This window comes from Nocardia sp. 348MFTsu5.1, from assembly GCF_000383535.1.
Lineage (GTDB): Bacteria > Actinomycetota > Actinomycetes > Mycobacteriales > Mycobacteriaceae > Williamsia > Williamsia faeni.
In genome coordinates this window covers 77,069-96,477 of record NZ_KB911513.1, presented here as the reverse complement: position 1 = coordinate 96,477, position 19,409 = coordinate 77,069, and the positions used below count along the sequence as shown (strand labels likewise).

20 protein-coding genes are annotated in these 19,409 nt (G+C 65.1%); 11 read left to right on the top strand and 9 right to left on the bottom strand.

The genetic code is table 11. The features are described from left to right. The first annotated feature begins 5 nt into the window (after window positions 1-5). Window positions 6-1,295: an MFS transporter gene (locus H290_RS0111040; RefSeq protein ID WP_036518664.1), complete on the top strand. Its 1,290-nt coding sequence runs from the start codon at window positions 6-8 to the stop codon at window positions 1,293-1,295. Between the two features lie 2 nt (window positions 1,296-1,297). Further along, the gene (locus H290_RS0111035) at window positions 1,298-2,143 is read left to right on the top strand and encodes an aspartate dehydrogenase domain-containing protein (RefSeq protein WP_196809533.1); all 846 of its coding nucleotides are present in this window, start codon (window positions 1,298-1,300) and stop codon (window positions 2,141-2,143) included. 47 nt (window positions 2,144-2,190) lie between these two features. Here H290_RS0111035 and leuS read toward each other — a convergent pair whose 3' ends face one another. Further along, complete coding sequence (leuS, locus tag H290_RS0111030) at window positions 2,191-5,076, bottom strand: leucine--tRNA ligase (RefSeq protein WP_020106861.1); 2,886 nt, start codon at window positions 5,074-5,076, stop codon at window positions 2,191-2,193. Between the two features lie 84 nt (window positions 5,077-5,160). Here leuS and H290_RS0111025 point away from each other — a divergent pair, with 84 nt between their 5' ends. Further along, window positions 5,161-5,607, top strand: coding sequence for an SdpI family protein (locus H290_RS0111025; RefSeq protein ID WP_028463051.1), 447 nt, complete (start codon window positions 5,161-5,163; stop codon window positions 5,605-5,607). 54 nt (window positions 5,608-5,661) lie between these two features. Continuing rightward, the gene (locus H290_RS0111020) at window positions 5,662-6,597 is read left to right on the top strand and encodes a bile acid:sodium symporter family protein (protein ID WP_051121969.1); all 936 of its coding nucleotides are present in this window, start codon (window positions 5,662-5,664) and stop codon (window positions 6,595-6,597) included. Between the two features lie 34 nt (window positions 6,598-6,631). On the opposite strand, the gene H290_RS0111015 is transcribed toward H290_RS0111020, so the two are convergent. Next, window positions 6,632-7,684 carry a YihY/virulence factor BrkB family protein gene (locus H290_RS0111015; protein WP_020106858.1) on the bottom strand — a complete coding sequence of 351 codons (1,053 nt, stop codon included), beginning with the start codon at window positions 7,682-7,684 and terminating at the stop codon, window positions 6,632-6,634. Between the two features lie 175 nt (window positions 7,685-7,859). Between H290_RS0111015 and H290_RS0111010 the strand changes: the two genes are divergently transcribed. Next, window positions 7,860-8,360 (top strand): hemerythrin domain-containing protein, encoded by a 501-nt coding sequence (locus tag H290_RS0111010; protein WP_028463050.1) that lies wholly within the window; start codon window positions 7,860-7,862, stop codon window positions 8,358-8,360. Window positions 8,361-8,420: 60 nt separating this feature from the next. Here the strand turns inward: H290_RS0111010 and H290_RS0111005 are convergent, their stop codons facing one another. The 4 genes from H290_RS0111005 to H290_RS0110990 form a co-directional block, all read right to left on the bottom strand. Next, the gene (locus tag H290_RS0111005; RefSeq protein ID WP_028463049.1) at window positions 8,421-9,041 is read right to left on the bottom strand and encodes a DUF3618 domain-containing protein; all 621 of its coding nucleotides are present in this window, start codon (window positions 9,039-9,041) and stop codon (window positions 8,421-8,423) included. Further along, window positions 9,041-9,460 (bottom strand): phage holin family protein, encoded by a 420-nt coding sequence (locus tag H290_RS0111000; RefSeq protein WP_020106855.1) that lies wholly within the window; start codon window positions 9,458-9,460, stop codon window positions 9,041-9,043. The genes H290_RS0111005 and H290_RS0111000 overlap by 1 nt, the downstream gene beginning before the upstream one ends. Next, a complete protein-coding gene (locus H290_RS28345) occupies window positions 9,457-10,242 on the bottom strand; it encodes a hypothetical protein (RefSeq protein WP_020106854.1) in 786 nt (261 codons plus the stop codon). The genes H290_RS0111000 and H290_RS28345 overlap by 4 nt, the downstream gene beginning before the upstream one ends. A 274-nt stretch (window positions 10,243-10,516) precedes the next feature. Next, entirely contained in the window at window positions 10,517-11,092 is a 576-nt protein-coding gene (locus H290_RS0110990) for a YqgE/AlgH family protein (protein WP_020106853.1), read from the bottom strand. A 108-nt stretch (window positions 11,093-11,200) separates the two neighbouring features. Here H290_RS0110990 and H290_RS0110985 point away from each other — a divergent pair, with 108 nt between their 5' ends. The 5 genes from H290_RS0110985 to H290_RS0110965 all read left to right on the top strand — a co-directional run bounded on the left by H290_RS0110985 (window position 11,201) and on the right by H290_RS0110965 (window position 15,349). Further along, window positions 11,201-12,583, top strand: a complete 1,383-nt coding sequence (locus H290_RS0110985; RefSeq protein WP_020106852.1) for an MFS transporter — start codon at window positions 11,201-11,203, stop codon at window positions 12,581-12,583. A 37-nt stretch (window positions 12,584-12,620) separates the two neighbouring features. Further along, window positions 12,621-13,457, top strand: a complete 837-nt coding sequence (locus H290_RS0110980) for an LLM class flavin-dependent oxidoreductase (RefSeq protein WP_020106851.1) — start codon at window positions 12,621-12,623, stop codon at window positions 13,455-13,457. 265 nt (window positions 13,458-13,722) lie between these two features. Then, complete coding sequence (locus tag H290_RS0110975; protein ID WP_020106850.1) at window positions 13,723-14,136, top strand: hypothetical protein; 414 nt, start codon at window positions 13,723-13,725, stop codon at window positions 14,134-14,136. Further along, window positions 14,133-14,549: a hypothetical protein gene (locus H290_RS0110970; protein WP_155976798.1), complete on the top strand. Its 417-nt coding sequence runs from the start codon at window positions 14,133-14,135 to the stop codon at window positions 14,547-14,549. Before H290_RS0110975 ends, H290_RS0110970 begins: the two co-directional genes overlap by 4 nt. Then, the gene (locus H290_RS0110965) at window positions 14,546-15,349 is read left to right on the top strand and encodes a hypothetical protein (protein WP_020106848.1); all 804 of its coding nucleotides are present in this window, start codon (window positions 14,546-14,548) and stop codon (window positions 15,347-15,349) included. Before H290_RS0110970 ends, H290_RS0110965 begins: the two co-directional genes overlap by 4 nt. Window positions 15,350-15,388: 39 nt before the next feature. Here H290_RS0110965 and H290_RS0110960 read toward each other — a convergent pair whose 3' ends face one another. Next, a complete protein-coding gene (locus H290_RS0110960; protein ID WP_020106847.1) occupies window positions 15,389-16,021 on the bottom strand; it encodes a hypothetical protein in 633 nt (210 codons plus the stop codon). Window positions 16,022-16,119: 98 nt separating this feature from the next. Between H290_RS0110960 and H290_RS0110955 the strand changes: the two genes are divergently transcribed. Beyond that, window positions 16,120-17,211, top strand: coding sequence for an aminotransferase class V-fold PLP-dependent enzyme (locus H290_RS0110955; RefSeq protein ID WP_028463048.1), 1,092 nt, complete (start codon window positions 16,120-16,122; stop codon window positions 17,209-17,211). Here H290_RS0110955 and H290_RS0110950 read toward each other — a convergent pair. Continuing rightward, on the bottom strand, window positions 17,208-18,770 hold the full coding sequence (locus tag H290_RS0110950; protein ID WP_051121965.1) for a glycerol-3-phosphate dehydrogenase/oxidase: 1,563 nt from the start codon (window positions 18,768-18,770) through the stop codon (window positions 17,208-17,210). The two genes, H290_RS0110955 and H290_RS0110950, sit on opposite strands and share 4 nt — an antisense overlap. After that, window positions 18,767-19,405: a TetR/AcrR family transcriptional regulator gene (locus H290_RS0110945; protein WP_020106844.1), complete on the bottom strand. Its 639-nt coding sequence runs from the start codon at window positions 19,403-19,405 to the stop codon at window positions 18,767-18,769. The genes H290_RS0110950 and H290_RS0110945 overlap by 4 nt, the downstream gene beginning before the upstream one ends. Window positions 19,406-19,409: the final 4 nt, after the last annotated feature.

The following is a 19,409-nucleotide window of genomic DNA, read 5'->3' as shown; positions in this document are numbered from 1 at the left end:
CCATCATGAGCGGACCAACTTCACCAGGAAAAACAACTGCAGCGATCACCCGCCCGAACTGGACTGTGCTGACGCTGGCCTTCATCGCTGTCGTGCTCGACGGCTACGACACCATCGCGCTCGGGCTGTCGGTGCCCGCGATGTCCCGCGACTGGGGAGAGGCTCCGTCGCACTTCACACCCGCCCTCGCACTCACCAGTCTCGGTGTCGCCCTCGGCTACATCGCCGTCGGACGCCTCACCGCACGCCACGGGTGCCGCCACGTCATTCTGGTCGCGGTCGGCGTGTTCACGGTCGGTTCGCTACTGACAGCCTGGTCCGGATCGATCATCGAACTCTCTGCCCTGCGGTTCATGACCGGCCTCGGGCTGGGTGCGGTCATGCCCGCAGCCGTTGCGCAGGCAACCGCCCTCAATCCGGCTCGACTGCGTCAGTCCATTGCCGTGTTCGTGACCATGGGAATCTCGCTCGGCGCCCTCATCGCCGGACTGGCGGGCAGCCAACTCGTGTCCCACTTCGGGTGGCCGTCCGTGTTCATCGCCGGCGCAATAGCCTCTGCCTCGCTGTTCCCGTTCCTGTGGTTCGGGCTGCCCGACGAGCGCGGCGCAATCGGTCAGGTCACGCCCGCCGATGCGAAGCACAGTGCCTCGGTCGCGCGGTTGTTCGATCCCGAGGTCCGGGCCCGCACGCTCGTTCTGTGGGGATTCGCCTTCCTGGTGTTCTCGGTGTTCTACATCTTCTCCTCGTGGCTCCCGACGCTGCTCACCAGTTACGGATTCAGCACCGGACTTGCACCGCTCGGCTCCGCTGCATTGGGTGTCGGCAGCATCATCGGCGCCGGCATCCTCATCGTCGGGGTTCTCAAGTTTCGACTGACCTCCGTTCTCGCCTGCACCACAACGGCCGCGATCGTGTTCCTGGTGATCTCCGCGTTTCTCGGACCGGACAAAGCATTGCTGCTGATCGTGTTCGGCGGTGTCGGCCTCGGCCTGCAAGCGGGCATGATCGGACAAGCCGCGGTCGCTGTATCGATCTACCCTCATCGCACCGTCGCAACCGGTGTCGGCTGGGCATCGTCGATGGGCCGATTGGGCTCGGTCATCGGCCCGATCGTCGGCGGAGCGCTCATCGGACTCGGAACCTCTACCAGCACCATCGTGCTGCTCTCCTGCGTACCGGTGTCCGCGGCCCTGGTGTTGATGGTCGTCCTCGGCAGGATGCGCACTGCGGCAGATGATTCCGGCGATGTGGCCACCACAACGTCCGCGCCAAGGGACCACGCGTTGAGGTCATGAACATGAACGAGGATCTTGTGCAACACAATTCGTCGAACTCGACAACCACAGCCCCGCCCATAGCAGTATCCATAGTCGGTTACGGTGCGATAGGCAGGGTGCTCGCCGACCGATTGCTCGCCGGAGCCGTTCAGAGCGTCGACCTGATCGGCGTCGTCGATCAGAAGCCACTGACATCAGCACCCGCCGGGCTGCAACGCCTTGGCTTCGAGGAAGCCTTGAGCGCATCGCAGATCATGGTCGAATGCGCCGGAGCCGGATTCGTGCGTCAGTGTGCACGCACCATCGTAGAAAGCGGCGTCGACCTTGTCCTCTGCTCAATCGGCGCGTACGCCGATCCAGAGCTGCGGGCGCAATTGAATGCAGCCGGCCCAGGACGAATCGTCCGCCCGACCGGCGCGATCGGCGCCTTGGACTTCCTCGAAGCCGCAGCACGATTCGAGCGGTTCGACCAGGTCACGCTCACCACCACCAAACCACCCCGCGCGCTGCTGCGGGACTGGATGAGCAACGACGAACAACAGGAGTTGCTCGCGTCCACGGCACCGCGGGAGGTGTTCCGCGGATCAGTCCGCAAAGCCTGCGAGCTCTACCCCAGCTCGATCAATGTGGCCGCCGCAATCGCGATGGCCATCAACGACTTCGACGCCGTCGAGGTCGTGATCCGCAGCGACCCGGATGCGTCCTTCAACAGGCACAGTATCGACGCCGGCGCATCGTTCGGGCAGTACCGGTTCACCTTCGAAAACCGGCCCACCCCCGAGAATCCGCGTACCAGCGGCATCGTGGCCGCGTCAGTACTGCATTCGCTCGAACAACTCGCGCAACGTCAACGCGCACTTCTCTGAGCCGACGCCCAACCCGAGCCCCCCCGGGAAGTCCCGGGGGCGCTGGGTCAAGGGATGATGTTCACCATTCGGCCCGGGACCACGATGACCTTGCGAGGTTCACCGTCGAGCAGCGGGATGATCTTCTCGTCCGCCAGTGCGGTCGCGCGCAGGGTCGCCTCATCGGCGTCGGCCGCCACCGTCATCCGGCTCCGGACCTTGCCCTTCACCTGGATCGGGATCTCGATGGTGTCGTGGACCAGCCACTGCTCCTGCGCCACGGGGAACGGCCCGTGCGCCAGAGATGCGGTGTTGCCCAACCGTTCCCACAGTTCCTCGGCCGCGTGCGGCGCCACCGGAGCCAGCATGAGAACCAGCGGCGTGACCGCGTCGCGCGGCGCACCCTCGGGATACTGCTTGGTCAGGTGGTTGGTCAGCTCGATGAGCTTGGCCACGGCGGTGTTGTCGCGCAGGTTCGAATAGTCTTCGCGCACACCGTCAATCGTCTTGTGCAACAGGCGATTGGTGTCATCGGTCAGGTCGACGTCGACCACGCGGGTCGTCCCGGTCATCTCGTCGACGACCAGACGCCAGGCGCGCTGCAGGAATCGCTGTGCGCCGACGACGTCCTTGGTCGCCCAGGCGCGTGAGGTGTCCAGCGGTCCCATCGACATCTCGTAGACACGCAGGGTATCCGCACCGTAGTCGCGGCAGATGTCATCCGGCGCAACGGAGTTCTTGAGGGACTTGCCCATCTTTCCGTATTCGCGGTTGACCTCTTGGCCGTCGTAGAAGAACTTGCCGCCTTCTTCGGTGACCTCTTCGGCCGGCACGTAGACGCCGCGCGCATCGGTGTACGCGTACGCCTGGATCATGCCCTGGTTGTATAGACGGCGGTACGGTTCGGCCGAGCTCACGTGTCCGAGGTCGAACAGCACCTTGTGCCAGAAGCGCGAGTACAGCAGGTGCAGCACCGCATGCTCGACACCGCCGACGTAGAGATCGAGCCCGCCGGGATCGTTCTCACCGTGCAGATCGGTCCGCGGACCCATCCAGTACGCCTCGTTCTCCTTGGCGCACAACTCATCCGAGTTGGTCGGGTCGATGTAGCGCAGCTGGTACCAGGAGCTACCCGCCCACTGCGGCATCACATTGGTGTCGCGGGTGTAGTCCTTCAGGCCATCGCCGAGGTCGAGTTCGACACTCACCCAGTCGGTAGCCTTCGCCAGCGGCGGGGACGGTTCGCTGTTCGGATCGTCCGGGTCGAACGACACCGGCGCGTAGTCGATGACGTCCGGGAGTTCCACGGGCAGCATCGAATCCGGAATCGGATGCGGCGCACCCGAGGCGTCGTAGACGATGGGGAACGGCTCGCCCCAGTACCGCTGCCGCGCAAAGAGCCAGTCACGCAGCTTGTACTGGATGGTGCCGCTTCCGGTGCCATCGGCCTCGAGGCGCTCGATGGTGGCCGACTTGGCCTCGTCGACCCGCATTCCGTCGAGGAAGCCGGAGTTGACCAGCGGTCCGTCGCCGGTGAAAGCCTCTTCGGCCACACCCTGATCCGAGCCGATGACCTCGATGATCGGCAACTCGAAAGCAGTGGCGAACTCGTAGTCGCGGCCGTCGTGGGCCGGGACCGCCATGATGGCGCCGGTTCCGTAGCCGATCAGCACATAGTCGGCGATGAACACCGGGACCGGCGCGCCATTGAGCGGATTGACGGCGTAGCTGCCGGTGAAGACACCCGTCTTCTCCTTGTTCTCCTGCCGTTCGAGATCCGACTTCGCCGCGATCGTCTTGCGGTAGGCCGCAACAGCTTCGATCGGGGTCGATGCACCGCCGGTCCACAGTCCGTTGACATCGGCGGGCCACTCCGCGGTGGTCAGCTGGTCAACGAGCTCGTGTTCGGGGGCCAGCACCATGTACGTCGCACCGAACAGGGTGTCGGGGCGGGTGGTGAAGACCTCAATTTTACAGTCCCGCGCAGGAGACGAAGGCGAAGCCGGAGCTCGACCAGATGGGACCGTGAAGGACACCTGGGCACCGCGGGAGCGGCCGATCCAGTTGCGCTGCATGGTCTTGACCTTTTCGGGCCAGTCCAGCAGGTCCAGATCGTCGAGCAGGCGGTCGCTGTACGCGGTGATGCGCATCATCCACTGGCGCAGGTGTTTCCGGAACACCGGGAAATTGCCGCGATCGCTACGACCGTCGGCGGTGACCTCTTCGTTGGCCAGCACGGTGCCCAGCCCGGGGCACCAGTTGACCAGCGAATCGCTCTGATAGACCAGCCGGTACTCGTCGATCACACCAGCCTTCGCGGCCTCGTCCAGGTCCGACCAGTCCCGGCCGTCGGCGAGAGTCCGTGCTCCGGAATCGAATTCGGCAATCAACTCGGGGATCCGCCGGGCCTTCCCGGAGTCCGCGTCGAACCAGGCGTTGTAGATCTGCAGGAAGATCCACTGCGTCCAGTGGTAAAAGTCGACGTCGGTGGTCGCCACCCGGCGACGCTCGTCGTGACCCAGACCCAGGCGGCGGATCTGTTCGAGGTACCGCTCGATGTTGGCCTCGGTGGTCGTCCGCGGATGGGTTCCGGTCTGCACCGCGTATTGCTCGGCCGGCAGACCGAAGGAATCGAAGCCCATCGTGTGCAGGACGTTGCGACCGTTCATCCGGTGGAATCGCGCGTAGACGTCGGTGGCGATGAATCCGAGCGGGTGGCCGACGTGGAGTCCGGCGCCCGAGGGGTACGGGAACATGTCCTGGACGAAAAGCTTGGCGTCGGGACCGTCGAACGACGACAGATCGCCGGCCAGGTCACCCACCGGGTTGGGCGCCTCGAAGGTGCGCCGCTGCGTCCAATTCTGCTGCCAGCGCGCCTCGATCTGCCCGGCCAGCTCTGCCGTGTAGCGATGCTGCGGGGATTCGTCGGGGGCTGAATTCGTCGGGCCAGTCACCTGACCAGCGTAAAGCCTGCCCAATCCGAGCTGCAGGCAGGCCTGGGTGACCATTGATTTCCCCTGGCCTCGTATTGTATGGGGGTGACCGTCGCAGCAATCATCCTCGCCGCCATCGCGCTGGCGCTGGCGCTGGTCTTCGGAGTTTCCGGGGTCCTGGGCATCTTCAAGCGCCTCCCCCGCAATCGCTGGATCGGCGTACGTTCCGCCGAGACCATGCGCAGCGACGAGAAGTTCGAGCTGGCCAACCGCGTCGCCGGACCCGGCCTGATCTGCGCAGCAGTCGTCCTGGTGATGGGCGCCGTGCTCGCGATCCTTCTCGGCGGCTTCGCCGGTTTGATCATCGCCGTCGCCGCGATCGCGGTCGGCGTCGGTCTGGCCGGTGTCATCGGTTCCCTCGGTGTCCGGGCCGCCGCGGCAATGCCCGAGCCCGCGTCGGATTGCGGCGTCAGCGGTGGCTGCACCAGCTGTTCACTGCAGAGCGTGTGCTCCACCGACAGCGCCGGCGGCGGCGCAGCTCCGGCCAACTGAGGCGTGGCGCGCTCGCCGCTGGCCTACCTTCAGCGCTTCAATATCGATGGCTTCATGGTGGCCATCATCGGCGCAGTGGTCGTGGCCACCGTGTTCCCGGCCCGCGGCTCGGCCGACGACGTCCTCGACTGGGTCGTCAAGATCGGGATCGGCCTGCTGTTCTTCCTCTACGGCACCCGCCTGCACCCGCATGATGCGCTCACCGGCCTCACCCACTGGCGCCTTCACCTGACGATCCTGGTGTTCACCTTCGTGGTGTTCCCGTTGCTCGGACTGGCGCTCTGGCCGATCCTTCCGCACCTGGTCGGCGACGAACTGGCCGCCGGTGTCCTGTTCCTGTGCCTGGTGCCGTCCACGGTCCAGTCGTCGATCAACTTCACGTCGATCGCGCACGGAAACGTCGCCGGAGCCATCGTCAGCGCCTCGGCCTCGAACCTGCTCGGCGTGTTTCTGACGCCGATGCTCGTGGTGCTCCTGATGAACACCTCCGGAGATGTCACGTTCTCGGCGTCATCCGTGCTCACGATCGTCCTGCAGCTGTTGGTGCCGTTCATCGCCGGACAGTTGCTGCAGCCGCTGATCGGCAGCCGGATCGCCGCGCACCGGGCCCTCACCAAGTTCTACGATCGCGCCATCATCGTCCTGGTTGTCTACGCCGCATTCAGCGAAGGCGTCCGCCAGGGCATCTGGGGGCAGGTCGTCTGGTGGCAGGTGGTGATCCTGGTGGTCCTGGCCACGGCGATGGTTGCGTTCATGCTCTGGCTGACCGGTACCGGATCCAAACGCCTCGGATTCGACCGGGCCGACTCCATCGCCATCCAATTCTGCGGCACCAAGAAGTCACTGACCACGGGCCTGCCGATGGCCGCAGTCCTCTTCGACAGTCACGAAGTCGGTCTGATCGTGCTGCCCCTGATGATCTTCCACCAGGTCCAGCTGATGATCTGCACCTGGCTGGCCTCCCGCTACAGCCGCCAAGACTTCATCTAGCCCCACGCGGCCCCCGGCCGCGACCAAAATTCGATCAGTCCTTGCCGCGCGTCTCTCGCAATCGTTTGCCGCGCTCGACATACTTCGCATCCGTTTCGGCATTCTTGTCCGACACCTTCGTGTCGCGCGGCGGCAGTTGCAACGACTTCTCCGCCGGAATACCTGCCTGCAGCTGCCGGCCCCGTTCGAGTTCGGCGTCCACTTCGGCGCCGAACAGCAGGGCGAGGTTGGTGATCCACAGCCAGAGCAGGAACACGATCGCTCCGGCCAGGGCGCCGTAGGTTTTGTTGTAGCTGCTGAAGTTGGCCACATACAGGGCGAACAGGACAGAAGCGATGATCCAGGTGACGATCGCCACCGTGGCGCCGATGCTGATCCAGCGGAACTTCGGCTGCTGGACGTTCGGGGTCGCGTAGTACAGGATCGCCACCGTCAACACGACGAAGAGCAGAACCAGTGGCCAGCGGGCGATGTTCCAGACGGTGAGGGCGGTATCACCGAGACCGATGGCCTCGCCGATGGAACGCGCGATGGGTCCACTGACCGCCAGCATCAGGGCCACCGCGGCGGCCATCAGCAGAGCGATGACCGTCACCAGCAGCATCAGTGGCCGAAGTTTCCAGATCGGCCGACCTTCCTCGACCTCGTACATCCGGTTCATCGCCCGACCGAATGCGCCCACATACCCGGAGGCCGACCACACCGCACCAACGAGACCGATGACCAAAGCGAAGCCGGCAGACGAAGAATTGACCAATTGCTCCACCGGTCCCCGTAGCGTGTCGACCGCCGAGGCCGGGCCGAGGTCATCGACCATCTGCAATACCGAATCCACGGTCTTCTGACCCTGCCCGAAGATGCCGAGCAGGGAGACCAGCACCAGCATTGCCGGAAACAGTGACAGGACAGCGTAATACGTGAGGGCAGCGGCGAGGTCGGTGCATTGGTCGCGGGAGAACTCCCGCGCCACCTTGCGCCCGACGTAGAGAAAGGACGGCTTGGTCAGGTCCGTCGGCGACTCCGGCTTACGTGGATCGTCCGGGTCCGGTTTGTCTGTCGTGAGCTGCTCATCCTTGGTGCGGGCCATGACGTGGGACTACCCGCGAGCGCACCGGGTCAAACCGTGGCAGCGAGCGGTTTGAAGTGGTCTTCAGCAGGGCATTCTGCGTTCGCGACCCTGCTGGTCGGTGCGAGACGGTCATGTCATGGTCGCGTCATCCAACTGCGTTCACCCGTTCATCCCCCCACCTGCGGAGGCTTTGATGTCGACAGATGCAATTGTCATGCTGAAAAATGACCACAAGGAAATCAAGAAGTTGTTCAACGCCTTCCGCGATGCCGGTCCGGACGCGACGAAAACGAAGGCAGACATCGTCGCCAAGATCGTCGAAGCGCTGACCGTGCACACCTACATCGAGAACGAGGGCATGTATCCGGCGGTCCGCAAGGCTGTCCCGGACGTCGAGGATGACATCTTGGAGTCCTACGAGGAGCATCACGTGGCTGATCTGCTCGTGATGGAACTCGTCGCGATGGCTCCTTCCGACGAACGATTCGACGCGAAGACCACGGTCCTCATCGAAAATGTGGAGCATCACATCGAAGAGGAAGAGTCCGAGTGGTTTCCGGAGGTGCGGAAGGCGTTGGGACGTAAGGAACTTCAGCGCATCGGCGAGGACATGCTCGAGTTGAGGGCGAAGGCCCCACACTCGCCGGCGCAGCCTTCGGCACTGAAGAAGACGATCGACGCCATCATCAAGTAGAGATTCGGCGCCTACACCCCGCTCGCCTCGAGGCGGGCGGGGTGTGGACGTCTGTTGCCCTTACCGTTGCTGGTCGGCAACCCTGTTGGTTGCGTCCTTCGCGTGACCCTGAACGTCCTGGGCCGCAGAGGTGCCTTCGTCCTTGATGGTTCCGGCGGCATCGATGGCCGTATCCTTCACCGCCGCAACTGCTTCCTGAGCCGGCCCCTGCAGATGCTCCGCAGTTTGTTTGGCCACGTTGGTGAGCTCGTCGGTGAGTGGCTGTGCCTTCTCTTGCAGCGCCGCCGCCGCCTGGGCTTCGCGGTCACTCGCCGGGATGAGTGAGGACACCAATAGTCCTGCGCCGAAGGCGATCAGGCCGGCCGCCAACGGATTGCCCTGGGTCTGCGCCTTGACCGTACCGGGTGCGGATTGGACGGCGTCGGAAGCAGACTGCGCCGCGCCGGTCACCGACGACACCGCCGAATCCTTGGCGCCCGAGGCACTCTGCGCGCTGTCCTGGGCCGAGCCCATGACCCGATCGCGGACACTGCCGAGCGAACCGGTGACGCGGCCGACCCTGCGCTTGGCCATCGTCGCCGGATTGGCTTCGTAGGCAAGGGTGTTCACGTTTGAACTCAATGCGGCCCGAGTTCGTTCGATGTCGGCGCGAATCTGGTCGGGATCTGAACTGGTGGTCATCATCTCTCCTGAGGGTGGGGCGCCAACGCGCCGGGTATGTTCTTGACGGTCGCGGTGGTCTGCGGTAATCCTTTGGCCTTGCGCAACTCCGAGCGTCCGAGGACGGCCAGGATTGCACCGATAACGGCCCAGATCACCAGTACGACGAGGGCGGACCAGCCCCTGCCAATGGCGTTGCCGAGGCTCCACCAGAGGGCGATAGAAGCGAACAGCAGCACGAAGTAGCCGGCCACGGCGGCACCGGCGAGCATTCCGGATCCCTTGCCCACCCGGCTCGCAGTCCGGGTCGCTTCGGCTTTCGCCAACGCCAACTCTTGCCGAACGAGCACGGATAGGTCTTCGCTGACGTTTGCCAGCAGATCGCCGATCGACGGGGGATCGGTGCCTTCGGTGGGGTTGGCGTGCAACGGGCCGCTCATGGGTTCACGCCCGGCTGCGGGTAACCCGGCTGCTGGTAACCCGGCTGCTGGTTGCCCGGCTGTGCGTAACCCGGCTGCGGGGCGGACGCAGGCGGAACAACGTAGGGCGACTCGGGCATGCCGGCACTTTGTGGCGGCGCGGCAACGTGCTGACCGGGTGCGTATCCCGTAGGTGGTGTGCCATAGCCGGTGGCCGGGACGTCCAACGGCGGAATAGGACCGGTGGGAGCGTCTTCGAACCGGGTCACCTGCGGCGACGAACCAGAGTTCGTAGAGTCGTCAGCGGTGTTGGCCGCGGTCAGCCCACGTCCGAGACGACCCGCGAGTAGCCCGGCTCCGGCGGCGAGCGCGAGGAAGGTGCCTGGTTTGCGACGGGCGAAGCGGGTGACCTCGTCGATGATCTGGCCCGGCTCGCGGTCTTCGAGCCAGGATGCGACCGTTTGGGCATGCTGTCCGGCCTGACGGGTGAGATCTGTTGCCATGCCGGGGTTCTCGGAGTTCCTGGCCATCGAGCCGAATTCATCGGACAGTGCTCGCAGACCGCCGGCGACACGCTTTTGCTGCTCGGCCGCCTGGGTGGTCAACTCGTCGCGGGTCTGGTGCAACAGATCTTGCGCCTGATTCTTGGCCTCACCGGCAACCTGCTGCGCCTGATCGCCGGCCACCGATGCCACATGCTTCCCGGCGTCGGTGGCGCCGGCCGCGACCTCGCCGGCTTGCTGCTTGGCGACGTCGGCGGTCGAATCGTTGCCGGACGTGGGCGGACGACCGGTCGTTGTCATCTGATCTGGGTGATTTGGGATGGAGATGCCACTCGAAGAAGTCATGATGCGCTCTCGCGTTCGTACTAGACAGTGGTACGGAGAAGGGCCACTCCTTGACCTGAGGTCGTAGTACCCCGATCCGCGGATGCCAATCAGGTTGATCGACGGACCCGCAAATCTGTTGTGCCTCGGCTGAATACCTGTTTCACCGATCGCGTACCTGGGTAGAGCTATATCCATGCGGTGTCGAGATGCCACGCGCGTGGCAGGTCCATCTGGAGTGGGGCGGGGCTCAGTTGCGTTCGAGTTCGATCGGATGGGTCGACAACATCGGCAGAGGCCAGGGCTGACGCCGCAAGACCTGCGACCAGAGGTCGACCTCGGCGGGCGCCAACACATCGGCCGGCAACGACGGCGCCACGATCCAGCTTCCCGACATCAATTCATCACCGAGCTGCCCGATACCCCACCCGGCATATCCGGCGAAGATCCGGACACCGACCAACGACTCCCCGAGTTCTTCGGCGTCGGCATCGAGATCGACCAGAACCACCGAACCCTCGACCGACCGCAACGCCGGAATGTTGTCGACGTCGGCGCCGGGTTTGATCACACCGAGACAGAGCGCGGAGTCCTGCTTCACCGGACCGCCGATGTAGATCGCCTTGGGCCGGGCGACGGTGTCGGTCCATTCCGGCAACAGGTTGTGCACCGCCGTCTGACTCATCCGGTTCAGGACCAGACCGAGGCTGCCCGCGTCGTTGTGCTCGATGACATAGATCACCGAGCGACGGAATGTGGGCTCGACCAGGTCGGTGGACGCCATCAACAAACTGCCGGCAGAGATCGGCTCGGGAATCGATGACACCCGAACATGATGCCACGCCGGAGCTCCGGCGGTCGGTGGCGAACACCTTCGAATACCTGATCCTGAACTCGCCCTGTACCCGGGCCCGGAATAATTTGTAGGCTGGACATGGTGAACGTCGAACAGCCCGTCGCGGCCACAGCGCCGCATGTCCGCACCAGCCACCACCGGTTGCCGATGCGCGATTTCACGCGGTCGTTTCGCGAATCACCGGGCCTGTCCCGGCTCCTCACCGTCCGGCTCGGAAGCCAGTTCACCGACGGACTCTTTCAGGCCGCACTGGGCGGTGCCATCCTCTTCAACCCCGAACGGCACGCCGACCCGATGGCGATCGCCGCCGGGATGGCGGTCCTGCTTCTCCCCTACTCGCTGGTCGGTCCGTTTGCCGGTGCACTGCTCGACCACTGGGATCGACGCATGGTCCTTGTCTGGGCCAACGTGCTCCGGGCCTTCCTCGTCGCGATGGTCTCGATCGTCGTCGCCACGGGTTCCGGCGACAACGGGGTGTTGATCGCCGCGCTGGCGGTGACCGGCGCGAGCCGGTTTGTCGCGTCCGGGCTCTCCGCATCCCTGCCGCACGTGGTGCCTCGCGAACTGCTGATCGGCATGAACTCGTTCTTCACCACCATCGGCTCCGTGATCCTGGCCCTCGGTGCCGGAACCGCCCTCGGTTTGCGCGGGATCTTCGGATCCGACAACACCGGGAGCGCACTGACACTGCTCGGTGCAGTCGTGGTGGCACTGATCACCGCGGCGATCGCACGCCACTTCGAACCCCTACAGCTCGGCCCCGATCACCCCGACTTCGTCGGCCATCCGACGCCCAAGCATCCCGAGGGCACCGCCCTGCGAGCGATCGCGGTGGGTCTGGGCCACGGCGCCCGTGCAGTCTGGAGCTCGCCTCCCGCCGCCTCGGCGCTGTCCGGGGTGGGTGCACACCGGATCGTGTTCGGCATGAACACCCTCCTGCTGCTGGTCATGACCAAACAATCCGCGCTCGGCGGCGGCCTGACCGGCTTCGGTCTGGTTGCCGGACTGACCGCGGTCGGCATGCTGTGCGCCGCGGTGATCACCCCCTTCGCGGTGGCCTGGTTCGGCCGCCTGCGCGCTGTGGTGGCGGCCCTGGCCATCGGAACGGTCGCGCAGCTGACGCTGCTGAGCTTCAACGGCGTGGTCATCTGCATCGCCGCGGTGTTCCTGGGTCTGATCGGCCAGGTGTGCAAGCTCTGCGGCGACGCGGCCATGCAGATGGACGTTGACGACGCCCGTCGCGGACAGGCCTTCTCATTCCAGGACGCCCTGTTCAACGTCGCTTTTGTCGCAGCGGTGACCGTCGCCGCGATCGTCATCCCCACCAACGGCAAGTCCGCGATCCTCGTTGCCGCCGGTTCGGTGCTCTACGCACTGGCCATCGTGTCCGTCACCCTGATCCACCGTCGACCCATCCCCGCGCCTCCCGGGCCTCCCGCGCCGCTGGCGAAAACTGCCTGACCCGCTCACTTACTCCCCCGATCACAGGAGGCAGCGCGTGCAGTACGGACTCGTGTTCGCCAAGGGCGACAGCGCGGATTTTGCCGACATGGCTGTCGCCGCCGAAGAGGCGGGCTGGGACGCGGTGTTCGGATGGGAGGCACTCTGGGGCGTCGATCCATGGATCTCTCTGACCGCCGCGGCCGTCCGTACCAGCCACATCCGCCTGGGCACCATGCTCACACCTCTGGCCCGGCGGAAACCGTGGGACCTGGCATCCACGACCTCCACACTCGATCGGCTCAGTGGTGGCCGGGTGATCCTCAGCGTCGGTTTGGGGGCTCTGCATCCCGGTTGGCTGGCGTTCGAGGCCGATCAGGGCCGCAAGGTGCGCGCCGAACTCGTCGACGAGGGCCTCGACGTGATGTTCGGACTATGGGGTGGCCAGCCCTACGCCTACGACGGCAAGCACTACCAGGTGCAGCCCACCGATTTCGAGTTGCCCGCCCCGCCGGTCCAGCAGCCCCGGATCACCACCTGGTGTGTGGGACTGGAGGGTTCTCGCAAATCGATGTCGCGGGCCGCGCGATGCGACGGATTGATACCCAACTTCACCGGTGTGGCCGGCCCGGAACCGCAGCCAATCGAACGCTGGGTCGGCGTGGCCGGCGAGATCCGGGAACTCCGCGAAGAACTCGGATACACGGGAAAGTACGACGTCGTCTACGAGGGCACCGCCGATCTGTCGGACCCCGCCGGAGAACGCGAAAAAGCCCGCGCACTCGAAGACGCGGGGATCACGTGGTGGCTCGACTCCGACTGGACTTCGACACCCGACGATCCGATCGCCTACCAACTCGAGCGCATCAAAGCCGGTCCGCCCAAGGAATTCTGAGCCGCTCGCTACCCCATGAATGGGGTATCTGCGGAGGTCAACGCCAGATCTGAACGACTGAGACGGACAACTGGTCAAGATTCACAGCGGGCGGGCACACACCCGGGAATCCCGCTCGGACACGGTATCGACGCAGCTCAGGATGCATTTCAGTCCCCCGGCACTGACACCGGAGCACAGTCACCGCTGCAGTGGTCGCCGAAAATATCGTCGAAATCGTGTGACCAAGGCGACAAAAAGGGTGACCACCTGGCACTATTGGCGAATGCGCAATCGTGACGAGGTATCTGAGTTCGCCATTGAACTCAATCGGCTCTGTGCTTCTCGCTGGCCAGGTGGGTCGCGCACTGCCAACGCAGAAATTGCCGACTGGGTGACGGCCGAAACAGGTCGCAACATCGATCGGCAGTTCGTCTGGCGGATCCGTAAGGGCCGCGTGATGAAGGTTGACGGCGCTGTTCGCGACGCCATCTGTTCATTCTTCGGAGTCTCCAAGGAGCACTTCTCTTCCAGCCCCCGCACTCTCGGCGAAGAGGTGCAGGCTGCTATCGAGGAAACGGGGCTTCAAGTAGCCGGCCTCCGTGCCGATCAGCTGTCATCGACCGGGCGGGCCGAGCTCGCCTCGCTACTACGAGAGGTGAGCCGGGTTCTCGAAGCCGAGAAAAGCGTCGGACAATGATGACCCGGCAGAAGATGTTCCGCCTCGCCGCGGCCATCACGCCGATGAGCGGCTGGTCCTGGGACGATTTCGAGTCCCGGCTGGGCGAACAACTCGGATGCGAGGTTCGGTGCATCACCTCGGAGTCCTTCGACTCGGGCGAGATCACCGGGGCCGCACTGCGGACCGGCGACGGAACCGCGATCATCGTGTCGCCTGCCAACGTCTCTGACGCGCACCGGATGCACATTGCTGCCCATGAGGCCTGGCATCTGCTCGCCGGCCACGAGGGTTGCGATCAGAACGCGCGTCGCGAGTCGCAGGCCGAGGCTTTTGCCACGACTGTCGGCACGCTGGCCGAGGGACGGGGCAGCGAACCCCGGAACAATCGCGCATTGACTGCCGCGTTCGGAGCTGTTGGCATAGTCGCATGAGTCAGGCGCTCGGCGCCCTCGCCTGGGTGGGGGTCGCCCTGGGGATGATGCTGGCGGTCCGAGGGGGCTGGTACCGCCAGACAGCGACGGCCGCCTTCGGTGTGTGCATTGTTTTCTATTGCCTGACCGGCGAGAACTACTCGACCTTGGTCCCTGAAGACGGCGTTCGCCAGGCGATGAACACCTCCGAACGAATCTGGGGCGCCACCTCGGCGGTGATCGCCGGGTGCGCCCTGGTCGCAACTCTCATGGCGATCCGCTTCGGCGACAACGAATCGGACCACGGCGGCCGCAGCGGTCCCGACCTCAACCAGCGGATCATGCTTCTCGTGGTGGCCGCCGCCGCCTCCATCGCGGTGATCAATCTGTCGCTGGTCCACAGCGAACTCACGCCGTCGTCGGACTTCCTCGCCGACTACGGGCATATGTACCAGGTGGTGGTGTACCAGGCGGTGTTTGCCTTCTGGATCGGATTCCCTGCCGGTTATCTCGGGTGGACGGTCGTCCGATCCGAGCTCGGGCCGCTGCGTTACCTCGTCGGGTTCGGCGGACTCTGCGGTGTGCTCTGGGCGATCTGGAAAGTCTTTGTCACAGCGTTGATCTGGATCGCCGGTATCCACATCGCCGAGTCCAGTCCGGTGAGTCTGTGCCTGGGATTTCTGGCCCTCGCGTTCTGCGTGTTCGGGTCGTTGCTGCTCGCGCTGACGGCCTCGTTCTCGGCCTGGCGCACCGGACGGACCTACCGGACCGCCCGCGCCATCGAAGACCGTCGCCTTCGGCATGACAACCGGGCCGCCTGAGGCTGCCGAGCCAGCAATAACAGGTGCTCTTCTGACCTCTCACAGGCCGAAACCCGGTTCCCCTGGCGACATCACCTCGTCTGCGGTCCCGTCGAGATCGCGGTCGACGAGTACCTGATCAAAACGTTGATCGCCATCGGTGTCGAAGTAGACCCGACCACCCGTCCGCACCACCACGATCTCGCCCTGGCCGTCCGAGTCACGGTCGTAGAGGAGATCCCTCGTATCCCCGTCACCGGTGAAATCGATCAACGTGCGCGACCCCTCCGCATCCTCGGTGGCCGTTGACGTCTGGGACGTACCGTCGAGCGAGGTCCAGGTGACGTGCACGTCGGCCGGCGCCGGGGTTTCGATCTGTGGAGTCGGGATCTCGGGGCCCGGTATCTGCGGGGTAGCGGCCGATGGAGCCGGTTCTGACTGCCCCCACACACCAGAACCGTTGTCGGAGAACCACTTATCCGGTACACCGTCGTCGTCGAGATCGAGACCACTGAGATCTGCGCGACCATCGCCGTCCCTATCCCACAACACGTCGTCGAGCCTGCCGTCACCGTCGAAGTCGAGCCGGACCGCGTCGGCCACACCCCCGCCGAGCACCGCGTCGGCGGGCGAGCACCACGTGATCGGCGATCCGTCACCAACACCAAAGACGTACTCGATGACCGGGTCCATGCGTACTAGGACGGACTGGACCGGTGCGCCGGTTCCGGGCCGGCCGTAGGCGGTAGCGTGTGATGCACACCCTGCCCGGCGTCGAGGAGGATCTACGGATGTATGTCAGCGAGCTCGGTGATCTGTGGCATCGCGGTCGGACCGAGCCGATGAGCATCCATCTCGATTCGGCGTCGGCATCACGCTCCTCCAGCAAGGTCATCGAGACGATCACCGCGCATCTGTGGCGTGAATCCGAGCGTGGCGCCTACGTCGCACAGGAACAGATGTCGGAATCCCTCGACCGCTGTCGCCGCGACATCGCCGCACTGGTCGGACACCAGGCGCATGAACTCGCCTTCCGTGAGTCGGCAAAGGCCTCACTGCGGGCGCTGCTCACCTACTGGAACCTCCCCATCTCCGCCACGGTCTGGGTGGCGAAGAACGAGTTCGGGCCCAACCTCGACGAATTCGAACGCCGCGGTTACGCCGTCCACACCATCCCCTCCGGCGATGTGTACGGCCACGTCGACACCGACGCACTCGAGAACATGCTCCAGTTCGACCAGCCCGACTTCATCCACATCTGCCATATCGGCTCACACAGCGGTGTGGTCCAGCCGGTCAACAAGGTTGTCGATCTCGCCCGGGCCGCCGGAGTGCCGGTGGTTGTCGACGTCGCGCAGTCGTTCGGCCAGCGCGACTGCGCATCCGGTGCCGACGTCGTCTACGGCACCAGCCGCAAGTGGCTGGCCGGTCCACGCGGTGTCGGATTCCTTGCGGTGCGCTCTGATTCGGTACGCCCGGTGGAGATCGAGAGTTCCGAAGCCTTTGTGGCCGGGCGCCTCGGACTCGGTGTGGCGATCCAGGAACTGCAGAGTTTCGGCCCCGAACGGGTCAGCCGCGAACTCGCCGCCATCGGCCGCTTCGCCAGGGAACGCCTGCACGGTATCGGCAGCTGGGAAGTTCTCGAACCGATCGACGAACCCTCGGCCATCGTCACACTGGCGCCACCTCCGGGATGGGGTCCGTCGGATGTCCTGGCCGCCCGCGACAAACTGCGGTCGATCGGGATCCTGGTCACCTGCGCGGATTCCTGGCGAGCGCCGCTCAACACGGAGCAATCGGTCCTGCGGATCAGCCCGCACCTGGATGTCCAACGGTCGCACCTGGACCTGCTCGCCGGCGAGCTCCGTCGGATGGGTTACTAGACCCCGGCCGGATCCACACTCCGGGCAATCACGGTGACGGCATCCCTGGCGAGGTCGGCATCCTTGTGCACCAGAGCAATTCGTGTTCGACGGGCCAGGATGTCATCGACCGTGCAGGCGCCTTCGTGCGTGATCGCGAACTCGATCTCGGCCCGGGTGACGTCGATACCGGGCGCGATCTGCGCGGCCGCGTCCGGCACCTGCGCAACGTCCATGACATGCGGGGCCTCCGCGCCGAACCGGGCGACCAGGGAATCCGGCAATCCCGAGGTGTCCGGCGATCCGGTGGCGCCGATCAGGGGCAATTCACTGGTGTGGCACGGCCCGGCCCGCAGACCCGACCGGGTGACGGCCTCGTCGACCGCCTGCTCGGCCATCTCCCGATAGGTGGTGAGCTTGCCTCCCACCACCGTGATCAGACCGCTGTCCCCCACTGCCACAAGGTGTTTGCGGGACAGATCCGCCGTACTCACCGATACGCCTGGACCGACCTCCTCCACCAGCGGACGCAGCCCGGCGAACACCCCTTGGATGTCGTCTCGGGTCAGCGGACGGGCCAGCGCCTTGTTGATGGTGTCGAGCAGCAGGGTGATCTCACCGTCGGACGGCTGCGGCTCGTCCGGGATCGGGCCCGGCGCATCCTCGTCGGTCAGTCCGATGTAGGTGCGGCCGAGCTGTTGCGGCAACGCGAACACATACCGGCTGATGCTGTCGCCCAAGGGAACCGTGAGTGCACCGGTCGGGTTGCCCAGCGACTGGGAGTCGACCACCAGGTGTGTTCCCCGGCTCGGACGCAGCTTCACGGTCCGGTCGACCTCTCCGGCCCAGACACCGGTCGCGTTGATGACGGCATGCGCCCGGACACCGAATGTGGCACCGGTCAGGACATCTGTCAGGGTCGCCCCTTCGCCGGTCACGTCCGTGGCCCGCGTGTAAGTGCTGATGATCGCGCCATGGACGGCAGCTGTCCGGGCCAGCGCGACAACAAACCTGGCGTCGTCGATGAGCTGTCCGTCATGGGCCACCACCGCACCCCGTAGCCCGTCGGTACGGATCCCGGGACACAGCGCCTCTGCTTCCGTCGCCGACACCCTCCGCGACCGGGCCAGGACCTCCGGTGGAGTCTTGGCGTTGTGCCGCAACATATCCCCGGCCAGCATCCCCAGCCGTGCAGCGGTCGTCGCCTTCCTGGGACTGTCTGTGAAGACCGGGATGACCTGTGGCAGTGCATGAACCAGATGAGGTGCTATTCGCGTCATGATCCGGTGACGTTCGAGAGCCGACTCCTTCGCGATGCCCACATCGAGACTCGCCAGATAACGCAGACCACCGTGGATCAGCTTGCTGCTCCACCGACTGGTACCGAACGCGAGGTCGCGGGCCTCCACCAGCGCCACCGAGAGGCCGCGGCTCGCGGCATCGAGCGCAACTCCGGCGCCGGTGACTCCCCCGCCGATCACGAGGAGATCCAATGGCTCTGTGCGCGAACGTAATTCATTCAGACCGGCGCGGCGCGACGTGGGGCTCAGCGCTCCGGCCGGGATCTGCTCGGCGGTCATGACTGCACCCGCAGGTACGAGTGCACCGCGTGCCGCAGTTCCACCGTCCACTGATCGGCCAGGATGGGCTCGAGGATCGCGTGGGACTGGACCGCCGCCTGGCAGATCATCAGCACCATCGCGGCCATCTGATCGGGCGCTCCCCGGCGCACATCGCCGCGGTATTGACCGTCGGCGATGGCCCGCCGCAAGATCGTCAGAGCAGCTTGCTGGCTACGGCCCAGTCGAACGAAAACATATGGGGCAAGAGCGCTCGACGGTTCACGCCAGAGCATTTCGAGGAGGTTGTTCCCACGGATCGCATCGGCGACCGCAACGAGGCGATCAACCTTGTCATCCAGCGTCGGACCGCGTTCCGGGATGTCGGCAATCGTGCCGATCAGTTCCCGGGTGACGAGGTCGGCGGTCAGCGTCCGGACGTCCGGCCAGCGCCGATAGACGGTCGGCCGACTGACCCCGGCTTCACGTGCCACCTCGGCCAGGGTGATCTTGCGACCCGCGGCACGGATCAACACCGTGCGTGTCGCGTCGAGGACACGATCGGTGATGTTGGCGCCCATCGCAGAGGCCACCGGGTCGGGGTCGCCGACGCCGGCTTTCACAACGTGGTCCAATTCTTCGTTACGGATTGACATGTTG